The organism is Streptomyces massasporeus (genome assembly GCF_014648995.1).
Lineage (GTDB): Bacteria > Actinomycetota > Actinomycetes > Streptomycetales > Streptomycetaceae > Streptomyces > Streptomyces massasporeus.
In genome coordinates this window covers 72,058-92,824 of the sequence record NZ_BMSE01000015.1, presented here as the reverse complement: position 1 = coordinate 92,824, position 20,767 = coordinate 72,058, and the positions used below count along the sequence as shown (strand labels likewise).

At 72.5% G+C, this 20,767-nt stretch carries 17 protein-coding genes; 13 read left to right on the top strand and 4 right to left on the bottom strand.

Features of this window, described 5'->3' with window-relative positions; all coding sequences use genetic code 11:
* Window positions 1–38: 38 nt before the first annotated feature.
* A complete protein-coding gene (locus IE153_RS28485) occupies window positions 39–569 on the top strand; it encodes an FG-GAP repeat protein (RefSeq protein ID WP_308432214.1) in 531 nt (176 codons plus the stop codon).
* A 100-nt stretch (window positions 570–669) separates the two neighbouring features.
* On the opposite strand, the gene IE153_RS28480 is transcribed toward IE153_RS28485, so the two are convergent.
* Window positions 670–1,515: an RNA polymerase sigma factor SigF gene (locus IE153_RS28480; protein WP_189592659.1), complete on the bottom strand. Its 846-nt coding sequence runs from the start codon at window positions 1,513–1,515 to the stop codon at window positions 670–672.
* A gap of 248 nt (window positions 1,516–1,763) precedes the next feature.
* On the opposite strand from IE153_RS28480, the gene IE153_RS28475 reads away from it, so the two are divergent.
* Window positions 1,764–3,575, top strand: coding sequence for a S8 family peptidase (locus tag IE153_RS28475; protein ID WP_229829215.1), 1,812 nt, complete (start codon window positions 1,764–1,766; stop codon window positions 3,573–3,575).
* A gap of 90 nt (window positions 3,576–3,665) precedes the next feature.
* Here IE153_RS28475 and IE153_RS28470 read toward each other — a convergent pair whose 3' ends face one another.
* Window positions 3,666–4,862, bottom strand: a complete 1,197-nt coding sequence (locus IE153_RS28470; RefSeq protein ID WP_189592658.1) for a cytochrome P450 — start codon at window positions 4,860–4,862, stop codon at window positions 3,666–3,668.
* A gap of 155 nt (window positions 4,863–5,017) precedes the next feature.
* On the opposite strand from IE153_RS28470, the gene IE153_RS28465 reads away from it, so the two are divergent.
* Window positions 5,018–6,523 carry an FAD-dependent oxidoreductase gene (locus IE153_RS28465; RefSeq protein WP_189592657.1) on the top strand — a complete coding sequence of 502 codons (1,506 nt, stop codon included), beginning with the start codon at window positions 5,018–5,020 and terminating at the stop codon, window positions 6,521–6,523.
* A gap of 25 nt (window positions 6,524–6,548) precedes the next feature.
* On the opposite strand, the gene IE153_RS28460 is transcribed toward IE153_RS28465, so the two are convergent.
* Together IE153_RS28460 and IE153_RS28455 are read right to left on the bottom strand one after the other, a co-directional pair.
* The gene (locus tag IE153_RS28460; RefSeq protein ID WP_189592656.1) at window positions 6,549–7,430 is read right to left on the bottom strand and encodes a diacylglycerol/lipid kinase family protein; all 882 of its coding nucleotides are present in this window, start codon (window positions 7,428–7,430) and stop codon (window positions 6,549–6,551) included.
* A gap of 82 nt (window positions 7,431–7,512) precedes the next feature.
* The gene (locus IE153_RS28455; RefSeq protein ID WP_189592655.1) at window positions 7,513–9,111 is read right to left on the bottom strand and encodes an FAD-binding oxidoreductase; all 1,599 of its coding nucleotides are present in this window, start codon (window positions 9,109–9,111) and stop codon (window positions 7,513–7,515) included.
* A 65-nt stretch (window positions 9,112–9,176) separates the two neighbouring features.
* On the opposite strand from IE153_RS28455, the gene IE153_RS28450 reads away from it, so the two are divergent.
* From IE153_RS28450 to IE153_RS28405, 10 genes are all read left to right on the top strand, one after another.
* Window positions 9,177–9,794, top strand: a complete 618-nt coding sequence (locus IE153_RS28450; RefSeq protein ID WP_189592654.1) for a TetR/AcrR family transcriptional regulator — start codon at window positions 9,177–9,179, stop codon at window positions 9,792–9,794.
* Entirely contained in the window at window positions 9,791–11,371 is a 1,581-nt protein-coding gene (locus tag IE153_RS28445; protein WP_189592653.1) for a glycerol-3-phosphate dehydrogenase/oxidase, read from the top strand. The genes IE153_RS28450 and IE153_RS28445 overlap by 4 nt, the downstream gene beginning before the upstream one ends.
* A 208-nt stretch (window positions 11,372–11,579) precedes the next feature.
* The gene (locus IE153_RS28440; protein ID WP_189592652.1) at window positions 11,580–12,071 is read left to right on the top strand and encodes a DUF7144 family membrane protein; all 492 of its coding nucleotides are present in this window, start codon (window positions 11,580–11,582) and stop codon (window positions 12,069–12,071) included.
* Between the two features lie 113 nt (window positions 12,072–12,184).
* Window positions 12,185–14,878 (top strand): winged helix-turn-helix domain-containing protein, encoded by a 2,694-nt coding sequence (locus IE153_RS28435; protein WP_189592651.1) that lies wholly within the window; start codon window positions 12,185–12,187, stop codon window positions 14,876–14,878.
* A gap of 158 nt (window positions 14,879–15,036) precedes the next feature.
* On the top strand, window positions 15,037–16,665 hold the full coding sequence (locus IE153_RS28430; RefSeq protein WP_189592650.1) for an MFS transporter: 1,629 nt from the start codon (window positions 15,037–15,039) through the stop codon (window positions 16,663–16,665).
* An 18-nt stretch (window positions 16,666–16,683) separates the two neighbouring features.
* Window positions 16,684–17,208, top strand: coding sequence for a hypothetical protein (locus tag IE153_RS28425; protein WP_189592649.1), 525 nt, complete (start codon window positions 16,684–16,686; stop codon window positions 17,206–17,208).
* Between the two features lie 121 nt (window positions 17,209–17,329).
* Window positions 17,330–17,527, top strand: coding sequence for a DUF8691 family protein (locus IE153_RS28420; protein WP_030847793.1), 198 nt, complete (start codon window positions 17,330–17,332; stop codon window positions 17,525–17,527).
* Window positions 17,528–17,712: 185 nt separating this feature from the next.
* Window positions 17,713–18,375 (top strand): HdeD family acid-resistance protein, encoded by a 663-nt coding sequence (locus tag IE153_RS28415; protein ID WP_189592648.1) that lies wholly within the window; start codon window positions 17,713–17,715, stop codon window positions 18,373–18,375.
* Window positions 18,376–18,481: 106 nt separating this feature from the next.
* Window positions 18,482–19,837, top strand: coding sequence for a hypothetical protein (locus IE153_RS28410; protein WP_189592647.1), 1,356 nt, complete (start codon window positions 18,482–18,484; stop codon window positions 19,835–19,837).
* Window positions 19,838–19,840: 3 nt separating this feature from the next.
* The gene (locus IE153_RS28405) at window positions 19,841–20,701 is read left to right on the top strand and encodes a YhjD/YihY/BrkB family envelope integrity protein (protein WP_189592646.1); all 861 of its coding nucleotides are present in this window, start codon (window positions 19,841–19,843) and stop codon (window positions 20,699–20,701) included.
* The last annotated feature ends 66 nt before the right edge of the window (window positions 20,702–20,767 follow it).

Here is a 20,767-nt window from a genome sequence, read left to right as displayed (position 1 = left end):
ATGCCAGGAGAACGGGGGCGTTCCTGATCGCCGTAGTCATGAGGGCGCCACTGTTGACGGCGACGTCCGCGGCGGCGCACGGGCGGTGCCCGGCGACGCCAACGGTGACGGATATCGCGACGCCGTGCTGCCCGCGCCGGGGGCGAACGTCGCCGGGAAGGCGGGATCCGGCGCCGTGGTCGTGCGTGCTCTACGGAGCGAAGTCGGGGCTGTCGGCGTCCCGGCGGTCCGTCATCACGCAGAACGCCGCGGGGGTGCCGGGCACGGCCGAGACGGAGGACCGCTTCGATGCCGCGACCGCGACGGCCGATCTGAACCGGGACGGCTATGCGGATCTGGTGGTCGGCGCCCCGAACGAGGACACCACGCGGGGCCGCGACGCCGGCACCGTGTCGGTCCTGTGGGGCGGCAAGAACGGGCTGACGTCCGGCACCGACCTGCCGGCGACATCGACAAGGACGGCAGACCGGAGCTCTTCATCGGCGCCGCGATCGAGTACCCCTCCACCGGAGCGGACTGGGTTCTCCCGGGCGGCAGCGGCGGGCCGACCGCCAGGGGCAGCCGGATGATCACCGCCTCGTCCGTGGGGCTCCCCCAGCGGGAGAGCCCCAGTTCGGCGGCACCGGCCTCCCTCGGATGATCTGACGCCCCGCGCCGTCCGCCGTGGGGTCAGCTCTCGGTGAGCATGCCCTCGCGCAGCCGGGCCAGGCAGCGCGAGAGCAGGCGGGAGACGTGCATCTGGGAGACGCCGAGGCGTTCGCCGATCTGGGCCTGGGTGAGTTCTTCCGCGAAGCGCATCTGGATGATCTGCCGGTCGCGTTCGTCGAGCGCGGCGATCATCGGGGCGAGCGCGTGGAAGTCCTCCACGAGTTCGAGGGCCCGGTCGTCGGCGCCGATGAAGTCGGCCAGGGCCGTCTCGCCGTCCTCGCTGCCGCCGATCGCCGCGTCCAGGGAGGTGGAGTTGTAGCCGTTGGAGGCCAGTCGGGCCTCCCTGACCTCGTCCTCGGGCAGGCTCATCAGCTCCGACAGTTCCTTCACCGTCGGGGTGCGGCCCAGGCGGCTGCGGAGTTCCTCGGTGGCACGGGCGAGTTGGACGCGGGCCTCCTGCAGCCGGCGCGGAACGTGCACGGCCCAGGTGGTGTCGCGGAAGAACCGCTTGATCTCGCCGACGATGTAGGGGATGGCGAAGGAGGTGAACTCCACCTCGCGGGTCAGCTCGAACCGGTCGATGGCCTTGATCAGGCCGATCATGCCGACCTGGACGATGTCCTCCATCTCCTCCGGCCCACGGCTGCGGAACCGTCCCGCCGCGAAGCGGACCAGGGACATGTTCATCTCGATCAGCGTGTTCCGCGCGTACTGGTACTCGGGTGTGCCCTCCTCCAGCGCCGCGAGCTGGTCGAAGAACAGACGCGTCAGCTGCCGGGCGTCCTTCGGTGCCATCCGCGAGGGCTCGGCGACCTCCGGCAGGCCATCCACGGTCGTGTCCGTCTTCGCCGTCGTCACTGTCGCCACGATGCTTCCCTCCCCTATAACTGCACGCTGCCGGCCTCCCGTGGGCTGACGAACGCGCGTGTACCCCGGCATGTACAGAGCATGCCCCTCTTTGCGATCCGGAGTGAAGTCACCTACTTGTCTTCCCTTGACGATCAAAGCACCGCAGACCCTTCCCTTGTCATGCCCTCATCTGAAATCTTGCGTCGACCCATTCGACCCACGGCCCGGCGGGCGCCACCCCTTGCCCCGGGCTCTCGGAGGATGCTGTGACAACCCCCCGCATATCCCTGCGCCGTCTGAGACGGTCGCTGCTGTCCGTCGCCGCTGCCGGAGCGGCCCTCGCTCTCGCCACGCCCGCCGGAGCGGCCGACGTGGACACCGGCCTTCCGCCCGGTCCGGGCGCGGCCCGCGCCGCCGTGCCCGCCCAGACCGCCGCCGGGTGGGCCGCCGGAACCCGCTCCTACCTCGTCATCACCGCTCCCGGCGACACCTCCGCCGCCCGCAACGCCGTCGCGGCGAGCGGCGGTTCGGTCTTCGCGTCCTACGACGCGATCGGCGTCGTGGTCGCCCACTCCTCGTCGGCCGGCTTCGCCGCCGCGATGCGCTCCGTCGCGGGCGTGCAGAAGGTGGGTGCGACCCGCACCTCGGACGTCCCCGCCGACGCCTACTCCCCCACCCTCCCGAGCGCTCCCGGGCAGTCGTCCACGACGCTGACCGAGACGGCGCGGTGGGACATGACCAGGATCAACGCCGACAAGGCCTGGGCCGTCAGCACCGGCTCGGCGTCCGTCACGGTGGGCGTCCTCGACACCGGAGTGGACGACCGGCACCAGGACATCGCGCCCAACTTCGACACGGCGGACTCCGTCTCCTGCGCCTACGGCAAGGCCGACACCCGGGCCGGCGCCTGGCGAGACGTCGGCAGCCACGGCACGCACGTCGCGGGTACCATCGCCGCCGCGAAGAACGGCAAGGGCGTGGTCGGCGTCGCGCCGGGCGTGAAGATCGCCTCCGTGCGCGTGGCGGAGCCGAGTACGAGCATGTTCTTCGCCGAGAACACGATCTGCGGCTTCATGTGGGCCGGTGACCACGGCTTCGACGTCACCAACAACAGCTATTACACGGACCCCTGGATGTTCAACTGCCCCGACGACCCGGACCAGGCGGCCATCATCGAGGGTGTGCGCCGGGCGCAGGAGTACGCGGAGGGCAAGGGTTCGCTCCAGGTCGCGGCAGCGGGCAACTCCAACTACGACCTGGCGAACAAGCGCAGCGACAGCTCCAGCCCGAACGACTCCACCCCCGTCAACCGCACCATCACCGACGCCTGCATCGACATCCCGACGGAGCTGCCGGGCGTGGTGACCGTCGCGGCGATGGGCAACGGGAGCATCAAGGCCTCGTACTCCAACTTCGGCCGGGACGTCATCGACGTCGCGGCGCCGGGCGGCGACGGGGCCTACGGCGTCTACTCCACGCTCCCCGGCGGCAAGTACGGGAACATGAACGGCACATCGATGGCGTCGCCGCACGTCGCCGGCGTCGCCGCGCTGCTGAAGAGCGCCGATCCGGCCGCCACCCCCGCTGATCTGCGCGCGCGGCTGGGAACTCAGGCCACGGACACCGCGTGCCCGTCCGACGGCCGCTGCACCGGCACCACGGCGAAGAACGCCTTCTTCGGAGAGGGCCAGGTCGACGCGCTGAAGGCCGTCGGTGGCACCACGCCGCCGCCCGGCCGCTCCTTCGAGAACACCGCCGACGTCACCGTCGCCGACAACGCCACGGTGGAGTCACCGATCACCGTGACCGGGGTGACGGGCAACGCCCCGGCCGCGCTGAAGGTCGGTGTGGACGTCAAGCACACGTACCGCGGCGACCTGGTGCTGTCCCTCGTCGCCCCCGACGGCTCGGTCTACTCCCTGGAGGACTTCGCCGACGGCGACAGCGGGGACGACGTGGTGAAGACGTACACGGTGGACGCCTCGTCGGAGACCGCGTCCGGTACGTGGAAGCTGCGTGTCCGCGACATCGCGACACAGGACACCGGGCGGATCGACGCCTGGAACCTCACCTTCTAGCGGGAGGCTTCCACCGAGTCCGTGAACTCCTCGCGGCAGGGCGGCGTCAGCGCCTCTCCGCGAGGAGCAGGACTGAAGATGCCCGCGCCCTCACCACGTGACGGGCAGCTCCAGGGGGAAGCGCCGGATGGTCTGAGTGTCCCAGGGCACGTCCTGGGCCGGTACGGCCAGCCGCAGTCGGGGGAGGCGGGTGAACAGGACCCCGATCGCGGTCTTCAGTTCCGCGACGGCGAGGGTGCTGGCGACACAGTGGTGACCGCCCCAGCCGAACGTCATATGAGGGTGGGACGCACGGTCGACGTCGAGGGTGTCGGGGTCCGCGAACACCTCCGGGTCCCGGTTGGCTGCCAGATAGGAGACGTGCACGAAGTCACCGGCGCGGATCAGCACTCCTTCCAGCTCCACGTCCTCCAGCGCGACGCGCGGGATGCCGACGCCCTTGCGGAAGGGGATGTGCCGCAGGAGTTCGTCCAGCAGCCGGGGAAGCTGTTCGGGGCTGCGCCGCAGCAGTTCGTGGAGCTCGGGGCGGGTCAGCAGGGTGTAGGTGATGTTGCTGATCTGGCAGGTGGCCGTGTCGTTGCCGCTGAGGATGAGGGTGAGTGCCAGGACGGCCAGCTCGTCGTCGCTCAGGGGCTCCTCCTCCTGATCGCCGGCGGCCATGGTGGTGATGAGGTCGCTGCCGCCGTCCTTGCGGCGTTCGGCGACGAGCGTGGTGAAGTAGGCGCGCAGGTGCTGCTTGGCTTCGGCCGCCGTCTGCCGGGCTTCGGGCGCGGTGGTCAGCATCTGCTGGGTGAGGCGCAGCATGAGCGGCCGGTCCTGGACGGGGACGTCCAGCAGGGCGCAGATGGTGTGGTTGGGCAGTGGCTCGGACAGGGCACGGGCCAGGTCGGCCGGCGGGCCCTGCTCGATCATCTCGTCCACGAGCCGGTGGGCCACCTCTTCGATGGCCGGCGTCATGCGTTTCACGCTGCTCTGGGTGAAGGCCCGGGCGGCGGCGTGGCGCAGCCGGGTGCCTCGCGGCGGGTCCATGACGTTGATCGATTCCGGGGAGACGATCGGCTCGGGAGTCATCCGGGGGTAGTCGCGGCCGACGATGGCGGCCCGGCTGAACCTGGGGTCGGTCGTCACCTGGCGTACGCCGTCGAAGGTGGTGACCAGCCACGCGTCGGCTTCGCCGTAGGAGAGCCGGATACGGCTGACCGGGCCGCGGGCCATGAGCTGGGCGAGGGACGGGTCGAACTCGAGTTGCTCGCTGTAGTCGAAGGGGCAGGCGGCGGTGTGAGCCATGTGTGCTCCTGAGCTCGTGCGGTGGTGCGGCCATGTGGGCGGAACCGGTGGGCACGGGCCACGGCCGCCCCGCCCGTGGGGGACATTTCGCATAGTGCGGCAGAGCGCCGCTCCATGCATCCAGTGCCGGGGCAGACGGCAGAAAGCAGGGAGACGTGCCCGATCCCACCTCTCGGACACCGCAGCAGCCGACCGTCGACGTGCTGGTCGTCGGCGGCGGACCGACCGGCCTCACCCTCGCCTGCGACCTGGCCAGGCGCGGTGTGCAAACCCATGTCATCGAGGCGAGCGACCGGCTCCCCGCCGGTTCACGCGGCAAGAGCCTTCAGGCACGCACGCTGGAGGCGTTCGACGACCTCGGCGTCATCGACGCGGTGCAGGCCGCCGGCTCCCCCTTCCCGCCCATGCAGACCTGGCGCGACGGCGAGCGCGGGGGCGAGTGGTGGCTGATCGAACCGGACCCGGAGGCGCCGGTCTCGCGTCAGCCGCAGCAGTGGCTGATCCCCCAGTGGCGCACGCAGGAGATCCTTCGCGATCGTCTGCTCGAACTGGGCGGAACCCTGGAGTGCGGTGCCCGGCTCGTGTCCCTGACGCAGACGGACACGCACGTGACGGCCGAGGTGGCGCAGTCCGACGGCCACTGTCGCCTGATGACGGTGCCTTACCTGGTGGGCGCCGACGGCAGCCACAGCTCGGTGCGCGAGTCCCTCGGCATCGCCATGAAGGGCGAGGACCGCGGGCTGCGGTCGGCGGTGGTGGCGGACGTGCGCGTGCGGGGCCTGGACCGCGATCACTGGCACATCTGGCCCGACGACCCGCCGGGTGAGCTGCTGCTGTGCCCGCTGCCGGGCACCGCCGACTTCCAGCTGAACGCCAAGATCACGGGCGATGAGTTCACCGCGACGGCCGAGACCGTGCGCAGCCTGGTCGCCGAGCGGACCCACCTGCCGCCGGACGCCGTCACCGAGGTGCCGTGGAGCTCCTTCTACCGGCCGCGCACCGCGATGGCCGAACGCTTCCGCCAGGGGCGGGTCTTCCTCGCCGGGGACGCCGCCCACCTGCACCCGCCCGGCGGTGGCCAAGGGCTGAACATCGGCGTGCAGGACGCCTGCAACCTCGGCTGGAAGCTCGGCCAGGTCATCGGCCGCGGTGCCCCGGTCTCACTGCTGGACAGTTACGAAGCCGAGCGCCGGCCCGCCGCGGCGGGCGTCCTGGACCTCAGCACCCGCCTGTACCGTGCCGGCCGCAAACCCGAGGACGGCGGGCAGTCACGCTTGCGGGGGCGGGTCTGCCACCTGCTGTCGGTGCACTACCGCGACAGTGAGCTCTCGACCGATGCCCGCGCGCTGGGTTCCCTGGCGGGTGTCCGGGCCGGCGACCGGGCGCCCGACCTCCCGTGCGTCACCGCCGACGGCCCCTGCGCGAATCTCTTCGGCCTGCTGAGAGGCCCGGACTTCACCCTGCTGGCGGTGAACTGCGCACCGCCCCGCGCGACACCGGGTGTCCGCACCCACCACGTGACGGGCGGACCGCTCGCCGAGGAACTCGGCACCGGGCTGTTCCTCATCCGCCCCGACCACCACATCGCACTGGCCGCCGACGGCCCGGAACATGTGGGCCGCTACCTGGCGCGGATGGGTCTGACGAGCAGCGAGGGATAGACGGCCGTCAGGGTGCGGCCCGGCCTCAGCACAGGACGCGCAGGGCGCCGGGCAGCACCCTGGCCGTGACCGGGAGGGCGGCCTCGATCTCGCCGTCCGCGCCGTAGGGGAGGTCTCTGTCGGCCTCGATGCGTATCTCCCGGCCGCGCAGGACCCGCACCTGGGGGCGGTGGATGTGGGCGCCGGTGTCGAGTTCCTTCATCAGGGCGAAGAACAGCCGGCGCGGCGCGTCGCGGATCATCACGACGTCGAGGAGGCCGTCGTCCAGCCGGGCCTCGGGAGCGATGCGGCGCGCCGAGCCGTAGTAGCTGGAGTTGGCGGCCACCACGGTGTAGCCCGTGCAGGTGTGCTCCTGGCCGTCGACGGTGATCCGGTAGCCGACCGGGCGCCAGGTGCTGATCGCGCGCAGGGCACCGGCGTAGTAGGAGGCCGAACCGCGCAGCAGGCGTGAGCGGTTGGCATGGAGGTTGGCCAGCGCGTCCACGCCCGCGTAGACGCTGCCGAGCACGACGGTGCCGGCGTGGACGGACGAGGTGACCTCGATGGTGTCCACGGCACGCGGGGTGCCGTGGAGCAGCACGCGCGCCACGCCTTCGGGGTCGCCGGGCAGGCCCAGGGCGCGGGCGAAGTCGTTGCCGCGCCCGGCCGGGACCATGCCGAACAGTGCGCCGGTGCCGCTGAGGGCTCCGCCGATGCTTCCGGTGATGCCGTCACCGCCGACGGCGAGCACGACCCGGCCTCGTTCCCCGGCGTGCCGGGCGAGTTCGCGGGCGTGGGCGAGGCTGCGACTGTACTCGGTCTCCAGCTCGGCGCCCGCCTCCCGAAGCAGACGGGCCACCTTCAGCAGCGCCGCGGCGCTGGTGGCTCCGCCGGCGGTGGGGTTGACGACGGCGGTGAACTGTCGCATCGATGTGCCTCCGGGCTGACGGGTGGTGCCGGGCTGTCGTCTGGTGGGGTGGTGCGTGTGCGGACTGGAAGCGGGGACGCGGTCAGTCGGTCGGCAGCAGGACGCCGGGGTTCAGCAGGCCGTCCGGGTCCAGGCGTTGCTTGACGGCCCGCAGTGCCGCGACGCCCAGGTCCGTGGCCTCCCGGACGTACCAGTCGCGGTGGTCGGTGCCGACCGCGTGGTGGTGGGTGATGGTGCCCCCGGCGGCGAGGATCGCCTCGTTCGCGGCGTGCTTGGCGCGCGTCCAGTGCGCCACGGGTTCCTCGCCCTGGGCCGAGACGACGGTGAAGTACAGCGAGGCGCCGTTCTCGTAGACGTGCGAGATGTGGCACATGACCAGGGGCGGGGTGCCGTTCTCGGTGAGTGTGGCGGTCAGCGCGTCGCGGACGCCCGCGTACAGGCCGGGCAGCCGTGACCAGTAGGCGGCGGTCTCCAGCGTCTCGGCAAATGCTCCCGCTTCGAGGAGCGAGTCCCGCAGGTACGGGGCCGAGTAGCGGCCGTGGGCCCAGCGCCGTCCTGGTTCGTCGCCCGCGAACTCGCCGCCGCAGTCGGTGAGTACGGCCGCCGCGGCCGCCCGGCGCCGGGCGGTGTCCTCCTCGGTTCCCTCGAAGCCGACGACGGCGAGACATCCCGCGCTCCGCTGCTCGGCGGCGGAGCCGATGGCGTCGGGCTGGGCGAGGCCGATCAGTGTCTCGGTCTCGTCGGAGAGCCTCAGGACGGTGGGGCGCGGGCCGTCCTGGGCGAGCCGGCGCAGGGCGGCGGTGCCCTCGGCGAAGGAGGCGAAGCGCCATCCTTCGTAGCGGCGGGTCTGCGGGACGGGCCGGACGCGGACGGTGACGGAGGTGATGACGCCGAAGGCGCCCTCCGAACCGAGCAGCAGCTGCCGCAGATCGGGCCCGGCGGCCGAGCGGGGCGCGCGGCCGGTGTCGAGGGTTCCTCCGGGCGTGGCGAGGGTGAGGCCGAGGACCATTTCGTCGAAGCGGCCGTAGCCGGCGGAGGCCTGGCCGCTGGAGCGGGTCGCGGCGAAGCCGCCGATGGTGGCCCACTCGTAGGACTGCGGGAAGTGGCCGAGGGTGAAGCCGTGTTCGGCCAGGAGTGCCTCCGCCTCGGGGGCGCGCAGACCGGCCTGGAGGGTGGCGGTCCGGGAGACGGGGTCGAGGTCGATGAGCCGGTTCAGATGCCGCAGGTCCAGGGCGACGAAGGGCGCCTTGCCGGAGGGGGCGAGGCCTCCGACGACGGAGGTGCCGCCGCCGAACGGGACGAGGGCGAGGCGGTGTTCGGCGCAGACGCGGAGCACGGCGAGCACCTCGTCATGGCTTCGCGGGAGGGCCACGGCCGCCGGGGCGTCGGCGGTGTCACCGGCGCGCAGGCGCAGCAGGTCCGGGGTGGACTTGCCGCGGGTGTGCCGGACGCGGCTCTCGGTGTCGGTGCGGACGTCGTCCGCCCGGTCGCCGAGTGCGGTGCGCAGCGCGTGCAGGGCGGCGCCGTCTAGGGCGGGCGTGGAGATCGCGATCTCCTCCAGCCGGGCTGATGCCGTGGGCTGCGGCTTGACGCCGAGCCAGTCGTGCAGCAGCCCGGTCACGGTGTCGGGCAGCGGCGTCGCCCTGGCCGGGTCTCCCCAGCCGTTCCACAGCATGTCCATGCCTGTCGTCCTCACCGGTCGTCGGGGTTGCCGCTGGAGCGGCGTCGGGCGTTACACTGTTACACATGACGCCTAATCGTCACAACAGCTCGGCCCAGCCGACCTCCGCCGACAACGACGTGGTGCTCGACGCCGTCCGCGACTGCGTCCTCGCCGTCGGGGTCCGGCGGACGACCATGACCGACGTGGCCCGGCGCGCGGGCCTCTCGCGGATGACGCTCTACCGCCGCTGGCCCGACGTCCGCTCCCTCGTCGGCGACCTCATGACGCGCGAGTGGATCGCCGTCGCGACCGGGTCCATGCCCGAGAGCCGGCCGGAGGTGGGCACGCGCCCGCCGCTGATCGACGGCCTGGTCGCGGGAGTGGAGGCGTTCCGCGCCCACCCGCTCTTCCAGAAGATCGTCGACGTGGACCCCGAACTGCTCCTGCCCTACGTGCTGGACCGGCGCGGCGCGAGCCAGGAAGCCCTGCTGGGGCTGCTCGCCGGGGCGCTGCGCGAGGGGCACGCCGACGGTTCGGTGCGTGAGGCCCCGGCCGAACGCCAGGCCCGGACCGTGCTGCTGATCCTGCAGTCCTTCGCCCTGTCCCTGCGCACCATGACCGACGAGGACGACGCCGAGCTCACCACAGCGGCGTTCCTGGCCGAACTGCGCACCGTTCTGGAGAGGAGCCTCACCCCATGAGCCAGACCGCCGTCCCGGCCGCCGGGGCCTCCCTGTCCGCAGCCCGGCGCGCCCGCGAGCTGAGCGAAGCGACCGACGGCCGCGTGGTGGACGTGCTGGTCGTGGGCCTCGGCGCGACCGGCGCCGGAGCGGCCCTCGACGCCGCCGCCCGCGGTCTGGACGTCGTCGCCGTCGACGCCCACGACCTCGCGTTCGGCACCTCGCGCTGGAGCTCCAAGCTCGTCCACGGAGGGCTGCGCTACCTGGCCTCGGCGCAGTTCGACGTCGCCCACGAGAGCGCGGTCGAACGCGGCGTGCTGATGGAGCGCACGGCGCCCCATCTGGTGCGTGCCCAGCCGTTCGTCCTGCCCCTGACCGGACTCGTCTCGCGCGGCCAGGCCGCGCTGGCCTGGGCCGGCTTCCGGGCCGGCGACGCCCTGCGGCTGTCGGCCCGTACGGCGCGCGCCACACTGCCCGCACCGCGCCGGCTGTCGCCCGTCGAGACCCGGCACCTGGCCCCGGCACTGCGCCCCGGCGGGCTGCGGGGCGGCCTGCTGTCCTGGGACGGACGGCTCACCGACGACGCCCGTCTGGTGACCGCCCTCGCCCGCACGGCCGCCGCGCACCACGCCCGCGTGCTGACCCGTGTCCGGGCCCTGGAACTCACCGCGTCCGGCGCCCGCGTGCGGGACGAACTCACCGGCGCGGAGGGCGAGATCCGGGCCCGTGCGGTGATCAACGCGTCCGGCGTGTGGGCCGGGGACCTCGTGGACGGCATCCGGATCCGGCCCTCCCGCGGCACCCACCTCGTCCTGCACTCGGAGCACATCGGCCCGCTCCCCGCCGGCCTGCACATCCCCATCCCCGGAGAGACCAACCGCTTCGTCCTCGTCCTGCCCCAGGACGACGGGCGGGTCTACGTCGGACTCACCGACGAACCCCTCGACGGGCCCGTCCCCGACGTCCCCGACGTGCCCGAGACGGACATCGGCTTCCTGCTCGACGTCCTCGGCTCCGTACTGGACGTCCCGGTTCGCCGCGGTGACGTCGTCGGCTCGTTCGCCGGCCTGCGCCCCCTGCTGGACACGAGCGGGACGGCCCAGTCCGGCGCCGCCTCGCGCACGGCCGACATCTCCCGCCGTCACGCGGTGCTGACCTCACCGGACGGCGTCGTCAGCGTGGTCGGCGGCAAGCTCACCACGTACCGTCGGATGGCCGAGGACGCCGTGAACACCGCGGTCGACGCACGCGGTCTGGCCGCCGGTCCCTCACCCACCGCCGCGCTCCCGCTGGTGGGCGCCGCGGCCCCCCGGGCACTCGCCGCACTCCGTGCGCCCCGCCGCCTCGTCCAGCGCTACGGCACCGAGGCACCGGCCGTGCATGCCCTGGCCGGGCAGGACCCGCGGCTGGCCGAGCCCGTCGTCCCGGGCCATCCCGTCACCGGCGCCGAGGTGCTGTGGGCACTGCGGCACGAGGGCGCCCTGGACGAGGCCGACCTGCTCGACCGGCGCACCCGCATCGGGCTGGTCCCGGCGGACCGGGCCGAGGCGCTGGAGGCCGTGCGCACTCTGATGGGAGAAGCGGCACCCCTCGCCTGAGGCCGCCGTGGGGAACGGCGAGTGCGTGCTGTGAGGCAGGCGAGCGGCTCCACTCTCACCCGCACCGGGTGAAGCCGCCCGTTGCCTGCCGTGGGCACGCTGAAGAGGACGCCGAGCCGAACCGCGAGGACGCCGAGCCCAACCGTTCGGAGGAGGCTCCTCTCCCCCGTCCCCCGCCGGCCCCTGAGCATCGAAACCGAGGCGCAAGATGACCGCCACACCCACCCAACCGTCACACAGGGCGAAGGACGAATGGGCCACCGGCCTGACCGCCTTCGCCGCGGTGATGCTCTTCCTGGTCGGGCTGCTCGACCTCTTCCGGGGCATCATGGCCATCGCCGAGGACGACATCTTCGTCACGACCCGCAACTACGTCTTCGCGTACGACCTGACCGGCTGGGGCTGGATCCACCTCGCCCTCGGCGTGGTCGCCATGGTCGTCAGCGTGGGGCTGCTCAAGACGGCGATGTGGGCCCGCGTGCTCGGCGTCGCCATCGCCGGGCTCGTCATCATCGCCAACTTCCTCTCCCTGCCGCAGTACCCGGTCTGGTCGATCGTGATGATCACGCTCTCGGGCTTCATCATCTGGGCCCTGTGCGTCGTACCGCGTGAGAACCTTCTCGAACCGTCCGAGGAAGGCTCCTGGCGCGCACACGACGACGCGTACCGTCCGACGGCCGCTCCCCGGCCTCCTCGCTGAGGGCCCCGGGGCGACCTCCGAGGAGGCCCGGTCCGCCGTGCGGCCGGGCTGGAGTGCTGGGATGCTGAGGGTGGAAGCGCTGCCCATGACGTGGCCCTGACCCGACTGGGGTGATGAGCGCCGTGTCGGACATTCCTGCGCGTGCTCGAGTATCCGAGGTTCCGGTCGTTACGCCGCTGTCGCACACCGATCCCCTGGGCAATCCGTTCTTGCGCACGCGATTCGCCCTCCCCGCGAGGCCCCGGACATACCTGCGGCGCCGACGGCTCGTCGACCACCTCGACCAGGCCTTCAAGACGCCGCTGACTCTTCTCAACGGCCCGGCCGGAGCCGGCAAGACCCTGCTGGCCGCCGAATGGGCCTCCCGCCAGAGCCCGCCGGTCGCCTGGCTCTCCTTCGACGGCGGAGACCACCGCCCCGGGTTGTTCTGGGCCTACGTCCTCCAGGCCCTGCGCACCTGCGGTGCCCCGCCGTACGACGCGGTCGGGGCACCCGTCAACGCCTCCAGGGTGAGCCGCAGGCTGCTGTCCACACTCGCCTCCGAGCTGAACGAGCGCGAACGGCCCGTGCTCCTCGTGCTCGACGAGTACGACCGCGTGGCCGACACGAAGATCGCGGAGCAGTTGGAGTTCGTCCTGCACCACGCCGGCCGGGGACTGCGCCTCGTCCTGATCACCCGCACCGAACCACTGCTCCCGCTGCACCGCTACCGGGCGGTCGGCGAACTGACGGAGATCCGCTCCGCCGAACTGGCCTTCACACCCGAAGAGGCCGCCGCGCTGCTGGAACTGCACGGTGTGAACGTCCCGATCCAGGCGGCGCGGAACCTGGTCGACCGCACCCGGGGCTGGGCCGCCGGTCTGAGCCTGTCCGCCCTGGCCGCCCGGGAGAGCTCGGACCCCGAGCTCTATCTGAAGGAGTTCGAAGCCGACCGCAGCACGGTCGCGGACTTCCTGCTGGCCGAGGTCCTCAAGAGGCAGACGCGGGAGACCCAGGACCTCCTGCTGCGCGTGAGCGTCCTGGACCGCTTCTGTCCCGATCTGGCCAACGCGCTGACCCACCGCATCGACGCCGAGCCCCTCCTCGCCGGCCTGCACCGCGAGAACGCGTTCGTCGAACGGCTCGGGCACTCCTGGTACCAGCTCCACCCGCTGTTCAGGGAGATCCTGCGGGCCCATCTGCGTGTCCGCCTGCCCGGGCTGGAGCCCGAACTGCACCGACGGGCCGCGCGCTGGCTGCGTCGGCACGGCCACCTGCCGGAGACACTCGCCCACAGTGCCGCCGCGGACGACTGGGACCTCGCCGCCGGTGCCCTCGTGGACGACCTCGCGATCGGACGGCTCTTCACCGGCCCGAATGCGCACGACCTGGCGCAGTTGTTCTCCCACATGGGGCCCGAGGCGAGAAGCCCGGCCACCGACCTCGTGCGCGCCGCCCACGACCTGTCCCACCACGACCTCGATCACGGCCTGGCGAGCCTGCGCCACGCCGAGGAGCAGCTGGCCGACGACGACCGCGACCTCGCGGCCGCGCGGCTGAGCTGCGCGCTGCTGGAAGCCCTGGCCGCCCGGCTGACCGGCAGTCCCCCGCACGTGGAGAAGGCCGCCGAAACGGCCCACGAACTACGACAGGAAGTGCCGGCTCACCTCCTGGACAAGCATCCGGAACTCACCGCCCTCCTGCTGACCCATGTGGGCTCGACACTCCTTTGGGCCGGGCGTTTCGAGGAGGCGCGTGCCGTCCTGAACACCGTGGCCGGCTCCCCCGGCGGAACGTCCACCGAGGCTCCCCGGGAGGAGGCGATGGGGCACCTGGCCCTGATCGACTACCTCAACGGCTGGCCCGGCCGGGCAGAGCGCAAAGCCCTGGCGGCAGTGTCCGAGGGAGACCGCCCCGGCCCGCCCCAGCCGACCGGTTCCGCGATCGGACGGCTGGTCCTCGCCGCCGTTGCGGTCGACCGCAACGAGCTGGACCGGGCCCAAGCCCTCATCGACCAGGCAGCAGATCTCCCCTTCGAAGCGCGTGACCCGGTGACGGCAGCGGGGCGCTCCCTCGCCGCGGCTCGCCTCCTGATGGCCCGGGGAAAGATGCGAGCCGCGGTCGAGGCGGTGGCCCCGGCCGTCCCCGCCGCCGTGACCTCCCCGTGGGCGGCAAGCCAGGAAGCACTCGTCACCTCGGCCGCCCTCCTGGCCGAGGGTCGGCCCGACAGAGCCACCGAGGCACTCCGGGCGGTCTCCGGCGAACAGCCCGTGTGCGCCGTGGAGGCCGCGTCGATCCAGCTCTCCGCACGACGTACCGCGGCGGCCTTCGACCTGCTCGACAGCATCCACACCGAGGAACGCACCGGCCCGGCGGTGACCGTGAGGGCAGCACTGGTGAGGGCCCGGGCCGCCGACGCGGCGGGAGACACGGCAACCGCCCGCAAACTCCTGACCCAGGCGCTCCTCGACGCCCGGCGCGAACGGCTGCGGCGTCCGTTCCTGGATGCCGGAGCGTGGATCCGGCCCCACATGGCCACGGCGCCGCTGCACGATCTGGCGGCGGGCTGGCTCACGCCCGCTGCACCGCCGACCCGCGAGCGGCCGGGATCACCGCCGCCCGCCCCGCTCGTGGTGGTGGAGTTGAGCGCGCGCGAGCACGACGTCCTGGAGCGCGTGGCCCGGATGATGTCGACGGAGGAGATCGCCGCCGACCTCTGCCTGTCGGTGAACACGGTGAAGACCCACCTCAAGAGCGTCTACCGGAAGCTGGCGGTGAACCGGCGCGGCGAGGCGGTGCGCCGCGCCCGCGACCTCCGGATGCTGTGAGGCCGCGCCGGTCCACGAGTCCTGCGCCCGCCCTCTCCCCCCTCGTGGGTGAAGCGGGCAGCGCGCACTCAGGGGTTCGATGAGGGCAGCCGGCGGGTGCGCCGGTGCACGCCCGGGACTCCCCGGCCGTACCGGGCCGACTCGGCGAGGTGGACACCGTGAAACGCTGGCGGGCTCTGATCATCCTCGGTGCGGCTCAGTTCCTGATGGTCCTGGACACCTCCGTCATGAACGTGTCCATCAGCCAGCTGGTCGAGGACTTCGACACGGAGGTCACCGCCATCCAGGCGGTCATCACGCTGTACGCACTGGTCATGGCCGCCTTCATGATCACCGGCGGCAGGCTCGGGGACATCGTGGGGCGCCGCCGCATCTTCCTCATCGGGATGGTCGTCTACGGCGTCGGGTCGGCCATCACCGCTGTGGCACCCACGCTGTGGGTCCTCACGCTGGGCTGGTCCGTCATCGAGGGGCTCGGCGCCGCCATGGTGCTCCCGGCCATGGCCGCCCTCGTCGCGGAGTCCTACCGAGGACGTGACCGGGCCATCGCCTACGCGGTCATCGGCGGGCTCGCCGGTGCCGGGATCGCGGTCGGCCCCCTGCTGGGCGGCTGGGTGACGACCTACCTGACATGGCGGCTGGTCTTCGCGGGCGAGGTCGTGGTCGTCGTGGCCGTACTGCTGTGCCGCCGGGCTATCGCCACGTCCGCTCCGAGCGGGCCGCGCCCCCGGCTGGACGGGGTCGGCGCGGTCCTCTCCGCGGCCGGGCTCGGGCTGGGCGTACTCGGCGTGCTGCAGAGCAGCACGTGGGGATGGGTACAGCCGCGCAACCCGCCCTTCACCGTCTTCGGCTTCGCTCCGACACTGTTCGTCGTCGGCGCCGGGGCGGCCGTCCTGGCCGTCTTCCGGTGGTGGGAGCGGCGGCGGGACGAGGCGAACGCCGACCCACTCGTGCACCTGGCCCTGCTGCGCAGACCCGTGCTGCGGTCGGGCCTGATGACGCTGCTGAGCCAGAACCTCATCCTGCTGGGGCTGTTCTTCACCATTCCGCTGTACTTGCAGGTGGTCCAGGGGTTCGACGCGTTCGAGACGGGCCTGCGCCTGCTCCCGGTGTCCGCCACCATGCTGGTGACCTCTCTGGGCGCGTCCACGCTGGGGCGGGTGGCGGGGCCGCGCCGGGTGGTCCGGCTGGCCCTGACCACGCTGGTGGCGGCCATCGTGTGGCTGCTGGCCACCATCGACCCGGCCATCGACGACGCGCAGTTCGCCGGGGCCATGGCCCTGCTGGGCGTGGGGGTCGGCCTACTCGCCTCGCAGCTGGGCAACGTCGTGCAGTCCGGTGTCGGCGAGGCGGAACGCAGTGAGGCGGGAGGGCTTCAGTTCACGGCACAGAACCTGGGTTCGGCGCTGGGCACCGCGCTCATCGGATCCCTTCTCATCGGCGCGCTGGCCCACGCGTTCACCACGCGGGTCGAGGACGATCCACGGTTGTCCGAGGAGACCCGTGAGCAGGTCGGTGTCGCCCTCCAGGCCGGTGTCACCTTCATCCCGACCGATCAGGTGCGCTCGGCGGCCCAACGCGCCGGGCTGCCACCGTCCGAGGTCGAAGCCGTCACGGACTCCTACGCGTCCGCGCAGTTGCAGGGCCTCAAGGCGGCGATCCTGGCCACCGGCGGCATCGCTCTGGCCAGTTTCCTCGTCACACCGCACCTGCCGACCGCCCGGCAGAGCCGGCCGCAGGAGCGGGGCCCCGACGCCCCGGCCGGAGCGACCGGGTCGACACTCTGAGGCCACAGGGGGCCACTCATGTCCAGGACCTCACCCGCCCCGGCGGACCGGAGCAGGCGCCGGGCGGAGCGCCGGGCCCGCGCGGACTACACGGGCGGCGTCTACGGTTCGATGCTCGCGGCCTCCGTGGTGGTCGGCGCCGGCTCCCTGGGGTCGTTCCCCCGGGCCGAGATGGTCGTGCTGCTGCTCCTCACCGGAGTGGTCTTCTGGATCGCGCACGTGCACGCCCAGCTGTTCGGGGCGCGCCTGGCGCAACAGGCTCCGGACCGCCGCCTCGTGATGCACGTGTGCCGTGACGAGTGGCCCATCGTCAAGGCCGCCGTCCCGCCGGCGGCCGCGGTGGCGGTCAGCCCGCTCCTGGGGCTGGACGTCCGGGGGGCGCTGTGGCTGGCTCTCTGCGTCGCCGTGGTCGGCCAGGTCGGCTGGTCCGTGGCCGCGGCGCGCCGCGCCGGTGCGTCGCAGCGGCTCATGGCCGTCACCGCATCGGTCAATCTGCTGCTCGGCCTGCTCATCATCGCCGTCAAGATCGTGCTGAAGCACTGAGCCCGGCGTCCGTCACCGGGCGGGTCACCTGCTCCGGGTGAGGTTCGACGGGGCACGGAGGTGGACGATGGCGGAAAGGGCGCCGTCCGCCTGTCCCGGGAAGCCGTGGGAGGACAAGTTCGTGCGCTACGAGATCCGCGTCGAGGGACACCTGTCGGAGACACTGGCCAAGGCCTTTCCGGAGCTGGGCCATGTGGTGATGGCCGGCCAGACGGTCCTGTTCGGCCCCGTCGTGGACGAAGCGCACCTGTTCGGGCTGCTGGCACGCTGCCAGTCGCTGGGACTGCGGGTCGTGGAGATGCGGCCGGTACCGGAGTGACGCGACCGTTCCCAGGCGTACGACGCGCGCAAGGTCCCGTCCCGCAGCGGCGGCGCCGACGGCTCACCCACCGAGGGTGAGCCCGGAACCGGCGACAGGCGGGACGCTGAAGCCGTCGGATCCATCGCCCGGGCCGCGACGCATCCCTCGAAGACCGCCGCACCTCGATCACACGAGGAGGAGCCATGACCATGTCGCGTGGTCCGTCACCGCTCCCCGGGCAGGAGCACCACTCCGACGGAGCGGTCCTCATCGCGACGGGTGACTCCGCGTACGGCCTCGCGCGGCTGGGCCGTTCCTGGACCTGGCTCCTGGCCTCGGCCGTGGCGACGCTCGTACCGGGCGTCCTGATACTGGTCTGGCCGGAGGCGACCCTGCACGTCCTGGCCGTCCTCATCGGCCTGTACCTGCTGGTGAGCGGGGCTTTCCGGTTCGTGGCCGTCTTCGGCCGGGAGGAGCACGGAGAACGCCTTCCGGCGTTGGTCCTGGCCGTGCTCTACGTCCTGGCCGGGGTGCTGTGCCTGCGGAACCCGCTGCAGACGATCGCCGCGCTCTCGCTGGTCGTCGGGGTCGTATGGCTGGTGTCCGGGATCCTCACCCTCTACACGGCCATCGCGGCGAAGGACCTGCCGCACCGCGGCGTCGTCCTGGGCGCCGCGGTGATCGGCATCGTCGCGGGGATCGTGGTGCTCGCCCTGCCCTCGGAGTCGGCCCGAGCCCTGACCCGGCTGCTCGGCCTGTGGCTGGTCCTGCTGGCCCTGGCCGAGACGGCGGTCGCCCTCGCGTGGCGGGGCGCGCTCCGCAAGACGCACGCCGTGGGGTCGCGCGCGCCCACGGGAGGAGCCTGACACCGCTCACGACGTGCTGAGGGACGCCCTCGCGGCGCCTCTCCTCCTCCACCCCGTGCGACGGCCCACACAGCCGGGGCGACGCACATTCAAAAGGGGCGCACCCATGAACCCGCCCGCATCCCAGGACCCGGGGCACCCCGGTGACGCCGCCGGCCCGGCCCACGTCATGACCGCCGAGGAAAGAGCCGAGTACGAGCGGCTGCGCCGTCACGCCGCGGTACGCCACCGGAGGGTTCGACGGGCCGGCTCCACGCTGCTCCTCGTGCTGACTCTGCTGCTGGCGCCGCCGGCCGTCGTCGCCGCCTGGGTCCAGGACACGGTGTCCGACACCGACAGGTACGTGGAGACCGTCGCGCCCCTGGCGTCGGAGCCGGCCGTGCAGGATGTCGTGATCAAGCGGCTGACGGACCAAGTGGTGAAGAACGTCGACGTCAAGGCCGTGACGGACGCACTCGTACGGACCCTTCAGGACGCGGAGGCGCCGCCGCGTGTCGTCGACGGAGCCGCTTCTCTCGAGGGTCCGCTGCGGGACGCGGTCAGGACCGCCGTGAACCGCACCGTCACCGGCGTGATCACCAGCGACGCCTTCCAGCAAGTGTGGGAGGGCGCCAACAGGCGCTCACACGCAGCGGTGGTGAACATGCTCACCGGTGACCGCGAAGGTGCCGTGACCTCCGAGGACGGCACGGTCCAGCTGAACGTGGGCGAGATCGTGGACCAGGTGCGGGAGCGGCTCGTCGACGCGGGCTTCGACAAGGCTTCCGCCATCCCGGACGTCGACCGGACGGTCACCTTGTTCGAGACGGAGCAACTGGGCAAGGCACAGGACGCGATGCGGCTGCTGGACATCCTCGGCGCCTGGCTCCCCGTCCTCACCGTCGTCCTGGCCGCGCTCGCCGTGTGGACCGCTCCCGCGCACCGGGTGATGCTGATCATCACCGCGACGGGTGTGGGCGTGATGATGCTGGTGCTGCTCGTCGGCTTCGCCGTGGTCCGGCGCGTCTATCTGGACTCGGTCCCGCCGGCGGCCCTGCCCGCCGACGCGGCCGCGGCCGTCTATGACACCTTCGTCCGCTTCCTGCGCGACAGCACGATCACCCTGCTCGTCGTGGCGGTCGTCACCGCGCTGGTCGCGTACCTGTACGGCCCCGGGCGCCTGGCCCGTGGGGTCCGGACGGCGGCGGACCGTGGCACGGCGGCCACCGGCAGGGCCCTCGAGCACGCGGGGGTGCGCACCGGTGCCACGGGACGCCTGCTCGCCGAGCACCGCACGTGGATCACCGGAGTGGTGATGGCGGCCGGAGCTCTGGCTCTCGTGCTCTGGAACCATCCCACCGTCGGAGCGGTGGCGCTCGTCCTCGGCATCGCCTTGGCCGTACTGATCGTTCTGGCGGTCCTTGCCGCCGCCGGACCGGCCGACCGGGCGGCGGGGCGGGCGACGCAACAGGCGGCCCCGTGAGTCATGACCGGCACATCCGGCCGAGGGGACGAGGCCCGCGGACGCACGGCGGCACGGATCGCGGCGAGCCTGCGGTCCGGCGCCGTGCCCCGGCTGCTGTCCCGTCTGTCGTCGCTCAACATCGTGGAGGGCTCCGTGCGGCTGGCCGCGCAGGCGTTCCTCACCGCACTGCCGCTGCTCATGACCGTCGCGGCGTTCGCCCCCGGCTGGATGCAGGACCTGCTGGCCGACTCCCTCCGGGCGGTTCTCGGCATCCGCGGCGACACCCTCGACGAACTGCGCCGGGTCTTCTCCGCGACGGGCACGACGCGGAACACGGCCGGCGCCGTGAGCGCGGTGGTGACCCTGGTGTCGGCCACGGCGTTCAGCCGGGCTCTCCAAGCGGTGTGCGAGCGCTGCTGGCGCCTCCCGCGCGCACCGCTACGGACCGCGGTCTGGCGCTGGCTGCTCTGGCTGGTGGTCTGGCTCGCCTGCCTCCTGTTCCAGGCGCCGCTGCGCAACGCGTTCGGCGCGGGCACGGTGCCGGGAGTGCTGCTGTCCGTGCTCTCGGCGACGTTGCTGTGGTGGTGGTCGCAGCACCTGCTGCTGGGCGGCCGGATCGGCTGGCGGAGTCTGCTGCCCGGAGCGCTGCTGGCCGGCAGCGGTACGGTCCTGCTGAGCCTGGCCGCGCGTGTGCTGGTCCCCACGGCCATGGAACGCAGCCTGGAAGAGTTCGGCCCTCTGGGCCCCGTCTTCACCTTCCTTTCGTGGCTCATCGCCGTCTTCCTCGTGGCCGTCTCGGGTCTGGCCCTCGGCGAGCATGTCGCCTCCACCACCTGGTACCGGACGTCCGCCCTCCGTCGCATGTTCACCCGTGCCGGGTGAGGCCGGCCGTGCCCTGCCGGGCTCACGCTGAGTGCAGCGCGCGCCGGAGGCCCGGCGAGCACCGGA

Coding starts and splice junctions, on each gene's coding strand:
- IE153_RS28460 (WP_189592656.1), bottom strand. CDS start 7,430: ATGCGACAGTTCACCGCCGTCGTCAACCCCACCGCCGGCGGAGCCACC.
- IE153_RS28470 (WP_189592658.1), bottom strand. CDS start 4,862: ATGGCTCACACCGCCGCCTGCCCCTTCGACTACAGCGAGCAACTCGAG.
- IE153_RS28415 (WP_189592648.1), top strand. CDS start 17,713: ATGACCATGTCGCGTGGTCCGTCACCGCTCCCCGGGCAGGAGCACCAC.
- IE153_RS28450 (WP_189592654.1), top strand. CDS start 9,177: ATGACGCCTAATCGTCACAACAGCTCGGCCCAGCCGACCTCCGCCGAC.
- IE153_RS28425 (WP_189592649.1), top strand. CDS start 16,684: ATGTCCAGGACCTCACCCGCCCCGGCGGACCGGAGCAGGCGCCGGGCG.
- IE153_RS28485 (WP_308432214.1), top strand. CDS start 39: ATGAGGGCGCCACTGTTGACGGCGACGTCCGCGGCGGCGCACGGGCGG.
- IE153_RS28445 (WP_189592653.1), top strand. CDS start 9,791: ATGAGCCAGACCGCCGTCCCGGCCGCCGGGGCCTCCCTGTCCGCAGCC.
- IE153_RS28405 (WP_189592646.1), top strand. CDS start 19,841: ATGACCGGCACATCCGGCCGAGGGGACGAGGCCCGCGGACGCACGGCG.
- IE153_RS28455 (WP_189592655.1), bottom strand. CDS start 9,111: ATGGACATGCTGTGGAACGGCTGGGGAGACCCGGCCAGGGCGACGCCG.
- IE153_RS28435 (WP_189592651.1), top strand. CDS start 12,185: ATGAGCGCCGTGTCGGACATTCCTGCGCGTGCTCGAGTATCCGAGGTT.
- IE153_RS28410 (WP_189592647.1), top strand. CDS start 18,482: ATGAACCCGCCCGCATCCCAGGACCCGGGGCACCCCGGTGACGCCGCC.
- IE153_RS28440 (WP_189592652.1), top strand. CDS start 11,580: ATGACCGCCACACCCACCCAACCGTCACACAGGGCGAAGGACGAATGG.